Below are 849 nucleotides of genomic sequence, written 5' to 3' on the forward strand. Positions count from 1 at the left end.
ACTCCCTGCAATCTTCCATCAAAAGGTGATCGCAGATCACGACGCCAGAGGTAATGTGGGGGCAAAACACCGCTTACACCCTGTGTCTTGTCACGAAGGAAGACTTTTATCTCCAGCCAGTCGATGACCGCCTTTTGCCGATAGGCGGACAGGTCAATCATAGGTTGCACGGCGACGCGGCCTGCGAAGCGCGCCTGCTTGCCGCCTGTAGGCACAATTGTATATCGAAGTTTAGATGCCGGAGACGTCACGGCGTGGAAGTGTTGATGAACGTCGAAGGAAAGTTCGCCGGACGACGATCGGATGTATTGGACAGTCATGCATTCCTCAAAAATTCCGCGAAATTGCGGACCTGAGGCATATATAGCGAGCTCGAACTTCCTCTGAAGTTGAAGGTCACTTGGCACCAACAACTAGAGCAACGCGGCTCCGCCTACCGTTCCTGATGCTGTGATCCGACGAAAATGTTCAGCTAAGTTCAGCTAAGTTCAGCTCGTTATCGTTGAACGAGAGCGCCAAACCTGGAGCCGGTCTCGGTGCCGCAGATAGCTGACGGCAGAAACCCGAGCATTTCTCTTGGATGACGGGGCAGAATCCGAGCGTCCGCTTGCAAACAGCCAACATTTCCAAGGGTATAAGGTCATACAAGGCACCCGTTTAAAGCGAGCTTCTGTCCACTAAACACCCAGATAATATTTTCTGCCTTTCAGATATCCGTCAAAATCCAAGCGACCTGCGCCTTTTTCACGCCATGTGAAAGGTTTTCACCTGATGACGTGCCACTGAAGTTTCCCCCACGGGGGATTAGAGCCTTGGCATGATTATGCCCTCTCGGGCGGGTTGAGCAAC

General features: G+C 52.4%; 1 pseudogene. It reads right to left on the reverse strand.

Features of this window, described 5'->3' with window-relative positions:
- A pseudogene (locus F2P47_RS17545) lies at positions 1–320 on the reverse strand (hypothetical protein); the annotation flags it as partial.
- Positions 321–849: the final 529 nt, after the last annotated feature.

Source organism: Parvibaculum sedimenti (assembly GCF_009184905.1).
GTDB classification, from domain to species: Bacteria; Pseudomonadota; Alphaproteobacteria; order Parvibaculales; family Parvibaculaceae; genus Parvibaculum; species Parvibaculum sedimenti.